Here is a 5,396-nt window from a genome sequence, read left to right as displayed (position 1 = left end):
GCTCACTTGATGGTCTTTAAAGTTCTTCTGCACATAGTCATAAAGGGTTTTAGCCTCGGGTGGCATGGAAAAGGATTTACCACAAAAAAGGTCGGTGGCACAGTGAACTTTCCAACTTAATTTGTGGATGTCGATGCCAATGTATAACTTTGGTTGAGCAGTGGGTACAGTTTTCATATCTTATTGTTTTGGTGAACTTTAAAGATACTGGATCCACTGCTTTTTCATCGATGCTATAATTAATTGCTTTGGCAAGTGCTTATTTGGAAAATTCCTTCGGAATTTTCTCGCGTTCGTTTTTGTTTACTAAATTAGTTGCTTAAACACGCAACTAACCATACACAAAACCGTTGCCAGTAATTTGAAAAAAACTCGAACTGAATTCAAATTTTTAAAAAAGCTGAATAAATAACACTTAATCGATGTATGATATTGAGTAATGAAATAAAATATTTTAATCGAAAGCAGAACTTAATATTTATTTTGAGTTCACTTTTACTTATTTGGATGTGGATGTTAATTGCCTCTTATATTGACAGAGGAAACGACCGAGGATTAGTAACTATTATAGGAATAGCAACTTTAACATCACTCATTTTTTCATTGTTTTTATCTAAAAATAAAATTGCTGAATTTTTCACCTCATTGATTTTCTTATTAATCTCAAGCTTTTTGATTTTCATTCTTTCTTTTACCTTAGGTCTTTTCTTGGAAAGTTTGACCAAATTAAACTGGATTGGTTTTATAGTTCCGATAGTTACTTCTGGAATCTTGACATATTTAAATATTCGACGATTGATATCTTTTCCCAATAATAAAAAAGCCTTTTGGTATATATTTATTATTCCAGTTGTAATAGTTATTGGAATATGTTCTTTACCTTTTTACGATGGAATTTTTACTCACGATTTTGGAATAGGCTTTTTAATCTCAATATATTTGACTTCCGTATTTGTATTAATCGGAATATTATGCAGAATAAAAACTACTGGCAACACCGTGTATAATTAATGGCTGGTTCTCGCCTACTTACGAAAATCCTCACGGATTTTCTATTCGGTTTTTTATTTGCTAAATTAGGTGCTTAAACACGCCACTAATCATACACATCAACGTTAGCACCAATATGACAAAAAAACTATGAGTACAATTTCAAGATGGATTTTACCTTGCTACCATACTGATAGTGAATTTTCAACTGAACCGATTACAATTGATTTAACAGACAATTTGAATCTTATTCTTTCCAACGAAGTTTGGAATCGAAAATTTGAATATGGATTTACAGGTGGTTTAAAAAACACAGAAATAAATGACATTAAACGTGCTTCTGTAATTATATTTCCTCGTTTTATTTCAGGAATGGTCAATGAAAATCGAATACCAGAATTAATTGAAAAACATTGCGGAAAATTACCTGAATATTTAAAAGTTGAAAATTATAAGAATTGGTCACATAATATTGGATTTGCAGTAATTGAAGTGGAGTATAAAAAATCACTAAAAACCATTCCGATTAAAAAGGATTTTGCTGGTTATATTCCCAACTGGAATGAAGAATTTTTAAATACATATCATAAACATTTTGCTGTACTGAAAGAACTGAAATTTTTCTTTCTCGCAGGTTTGCATTTATCATTTCCAACAACATCAATAGTCATTAGAGATGACAGTTCTATAAATGATGGTTTTTTTCAGATTAATTCTGGACAAAGAAAATATGCGACTTTAAAAGCGAGTAGCTCATTTATGCACGAAGTTTTAATTGAGAGAACCAAATTAAAAAACCTAATTGGAAATTTAAATGGACTTGCAACTAAATGGCATTTTAATTTATGGCCAATTAAAAGGTACCTGACAGCTGTTGAAAGTTATCAAATATCAATGGACAACTTACTTGACTTGCTTTATTCTTTAGAAGGTTTATTTAGTAAAAATACTTCTTCGGACTTTATAAAAATGACTTGTGTTTTAAGTTTAGCAAATAATAAAAAAGAGGCAAAATCGCTCAAGGAAATTTTAGATGTTGGTTTTAGAATACGAAATGATATTGCTCACGGAGAAAGGTCTTACGACTTATATGACAAAATTAAATTAGCTGGAAAAGAGAAATTAGCTCAAGATATATATTGGAAAATTAAAGTTATTGTTGCACAAATGATAATTCTTGCAACATCGAAATTAATTACAAATCCTAATTTGAGAAATCTGAAATTTAATGAAGATGATTTTTTAGATTTGATTTACAAAGAAGAATAAATACTGGTGCTAACACCGTATAAAATTAATTGCTAGTTCTAGCCTACTTACGAAAGTCCTCGCGGACTTTCTATCTGTGATTTATTTGCTAACTTTAGTGCTTAAACCACGCAACTAATCTTATACAACAACGTTACCCACAATTATGAAAAAAATTCCGATAATTTTAATAATCTTTTTATATGTTACCAATGGAAATGCTCAACATTTTTTGGAAACATTTGACAAAAAATATCTTGATACTTGGGGTACTTCCCAATTAATAGACGAATTTGGAGATGTTTCGAACACAACCGTTTTGACATTTATAACTAACGGAGAATATAAAGACAAACAAAATCAGACAATAAAAATTCCCGTTGTTGTTCTTGTAAATAATGAAGAAAATTATATTTCATTTGACCTTTACGACGAACAATACAAAATATTTAAAAAAATAAATTTTAATGGAGCAACTCTTTTGAAAGATATGTCTAGTGGAGAAATTTCCAAATATTATTTTTCACAAAAAAAATGGTGCAGTCTTTTAGCCCCAATTACAAATGACGAAAATAGAGCAATTCCAGTAAAATTAATATTAGACGGTAACGGACAAGATTTGAAATTTAAAATTAAAAAATTAAGTTGGGGTACTAGTACTATAATTGGAGAGTATAATTTTACGATTAAGGCTTGGAATAACGAACAAAGAAAACTGTTCAAAAAATAATAAAATTTGGAAAATAATTTTGCACGCTGGCAATTAGTAAGAATAAACCAACTTACTTTTATCAATAATCTGATATTAGGTCTTTCGTTAGGTTTATTGGCTTATGTTTTCAATTTTGTTCAATCTGATGAAATTATATTCTCGTGTATTCAAAAGATTTTATTTTGGATTGGATGTATCACAAGTTTATGTTCAATTGCTTTAGCTTTGCTATTAGCTTTAAATCGCCTCAAAGATTTTAGAAAAACTGCCAATTTGGTCAGGAAATTAGAAAAAAAAGATTTAGATGAAAAAAATAAATCAAGACAAATTACAGATAATCTTGGAAAAACTACTTGGAAATTATTTTATTGGCAAATTGCAACTTTCTGTATTTCATTTGTAACATTTTCAATTTTCATATTAATGGATTTATACGATAAGATTACGTAAAATAACTGCGGGTAACACCGTATATAGCTCATAGCTAATTAGTTACCAAATCGAAGTTAAGGCATTTTTGGAAAGTCGCCAAATTTTTAAATTTGACGATTTCCAATAAAAGAAGATAAATAGTAAAATTTAAAAATCTGGCTTGTGCTTAATCCGAAAATAATTTTCTAATTTGCACGCTACGAGCCATATACAAAACCGTTGTAGCTAATTTAAAAAAAAATCCTATATGAAAGGAAAAATTGGAATCGCTATAATAATTCTAGGTTTCTTAATTTGCTTAAATCCATATTGGTTAATTTTTGGTTTACCTTCATTTATCATCGGTGGAATAATTCTTTCGATTTCAAATATGAAATTTAAAACAAAGTTGTTTTGGATTATCAGTCCAATAATTCTTTGGATTCCATTTACGTATTTATTTTTTTTAGCATCAATCTTATTTAATTAATAATGACTCAAAATTTGATTTAATATTTCTCAAAAATTGAAGAAAAGCAATTGTCATTTCTAAAATACAATTTGGTGAAAATTTTAAATTAATAACAATGCGATTATTAATTCCAGAAATGGGGTGTAACTTTATAAATAAAAAATTTAAAAGCTTTAGACTAATAATCGCTATTTTAAAATTGACAATATTTCTAATAAAATTGAAATTCGAATATATCTTGATAAATTATTAGAAAATTAAGGCAAACCTAATAAAAACTAGAGGGAATATGGCGAATTAAAACTGGATGAATAAATATCAATTCGGATACGAAAAACTGTATTAATTAAACCTCTAAAGAATTTAAAAATAAGTCGAAAACCTAATTATAATATGCAATAACAAAAACTAGCCACAACAACGTATCCTATGAAAAGCACTAGTCCAGTTCTTCAAATATAATATTTTATTTTTTAATCAATTCATAATGATGATGTTGTGGTGTTGAAATGTTGGTAATCCCGATAGGGTTATCAGTATTTCAACGGCCTTTAAATAACTTGCTCCGCATCCTATATGTGGTCCATCGTCAAGCGCGGCCACCAGCATCTGTGTGATTGTAAGTTATAATAACCCGGCCACGGTCTATAAAAGTGATCCAGCCCTTGGGTGGTCACATACGTTGTTTTGTGATCCGGGAAATTGGTTATTCTGTGAGCTCTGTTATTGTTACTATTTGTTTTTATTTTTCTATTGCACTACACCAGGCTCGTAGGGAATTCCCGTTTTTACAACGGCCAATGTCCGACTCGCTAGTTTTCGTGCAATTTTAATTATTATTGATTTTGAGTTCCGGTGCACATGTTTTCGATAGTAAGCTTGCATCACGGGATCGGCTCGTATAGCTTGCCAAGAAGCTTCTACAAAATAACTGCGCATAATTTTATTTGCTCGCTTGGTGATCCCCGTACCTCGAGAGTTTTCGCCACTTTGGTAAATACCCGGGGCAAGCCCCAGATAGCCAGCGAACTGTTTGATATTATTAAAACGGCGCAGGTCACCCAGCTCGCTCAAGATACCACAAGCAACTATACCTCCTATACCGGGAATACTTCGCAATAGATAATAATCCTCTTTATGGTATTTACGGCAATAGGCACGAAGCTGCGTGGATATTTCCCGTTTCTCTTTATCTAAGAATCTAAAAGTGCGCATCCTCCCCTCGAGGGCCGATTTGGCCGTGGGGTGGGTAAAGTGTACTGCATCTATCCAGTTCCTGAACTTATGGCTCCATTTATCGTTATTGAATTCTTCAGGAATCTTTATACCGAAATACAGAAGCTGCATCTTTATCCTGCTCTTGTTGCGACGTATATCCTTCACAATATCGTTACGACGCCTAAAAAGGCTGCGCAGTTCTTCCCGTTCCACATCGGGAATCCTGATGCAATCAAGTCTGCCGTCTTTGAGTTCTCTGGCGATGAGCTGGGCATCGATACGATCTGTTTTTGTATGTTTTTCCTTTCCCTTGCGGTGGATATCGGCAGGGTTGGTAACCACGGA

General features: G+C 31.5%; 5 protein-coding genes. 3 read left to right on the top strand and 2 right to left on the bottom strand.

Annotated elements, in window-relative coordinates; translation table 11 throughout:
• Window positions 1-527: 527 nt before the first annotated feature.
• Window positions 528-812: a hypothetical protein gene (locus tag LX95_RS14260; RefSeq protein ID WP_111542131.1), complete on the bottom strand. Its 285-nt coding sequence runs from the start codon at window positions 810-812 to the stop codon at window positions 528-530.
• Window positions 813-1,140: 328 nt separating this feature from the next.
• On the opposite strand from LX95_RS14260, the gene LX95_RS14255 reads away from it, so the two are divergent.
• From LX95_RS14255 to LX95_RS14245, 3 genes are all read left to right on the top strand, one after another.
• Complete coding sequence (locus LX95_RS14255) at window positions 1,141-2,259, top strand: hypothetical protein (protein ID WP_111542130.1); 1,119 nt, start codon at window positions 1,141-1,143, stop codon at window positions 2,257-2,259.
• A 145-nt stretch (window positions 2,260-2,404) separates the two neighbouring features.
• The gene (locus LX95_RS14250; protein WP_111542129.1) at window positions 2,405-2,968 is read left to right on the top strand and encodes a hypothetical protein; all 564 of its coding nucleotides are present in this window, start codon (window positions 2,405-2,407) and stop codon (window positions 2,966-2,968) included.
• A 6-nt stretch (window positions 2,969-2,974) separates the two neighbouring features.
• Window positions 2,975-3,400 carry a hypothetical protein gene (locus LX95_RS14245; RefSeq protein ID WP_111542128.1) on the top strand — a complete coding sequence of 142 codons (426 nt, stop codon included), beginning with the start codon at window positions 2,975-2,977 and terminating at the stop codon, window positions 3,398-3,400.
• Window positions 3,401-4,583: 1,183 nt separating this feature from the next.
• Here LX95_RS14245 and LX95_RS14235 read toward each other — a convergent pair.
• The coding region (locus LX95_RS14235) for an IS110 family RNA-guided transposase (protein ID WP_111542126.1) at window positions 4,584-5,396 on the bottom strand (813 nt) is incomplete at its 5' end.

This window comes from Mesonia algae, assembly GCF_003253545.1.
GTDB classification, from domain to species: domain Bacteria; phylum Bacteroidota; class Bacteroidia; order Flavobacteriales; family Flavobacteriaceae; genus Mesonia; species Mesonia algae.
Note: the sequence above shows the minus strand (reverse complement) of the source record. Positions and strands in the feature narration are given on the sequence as shown.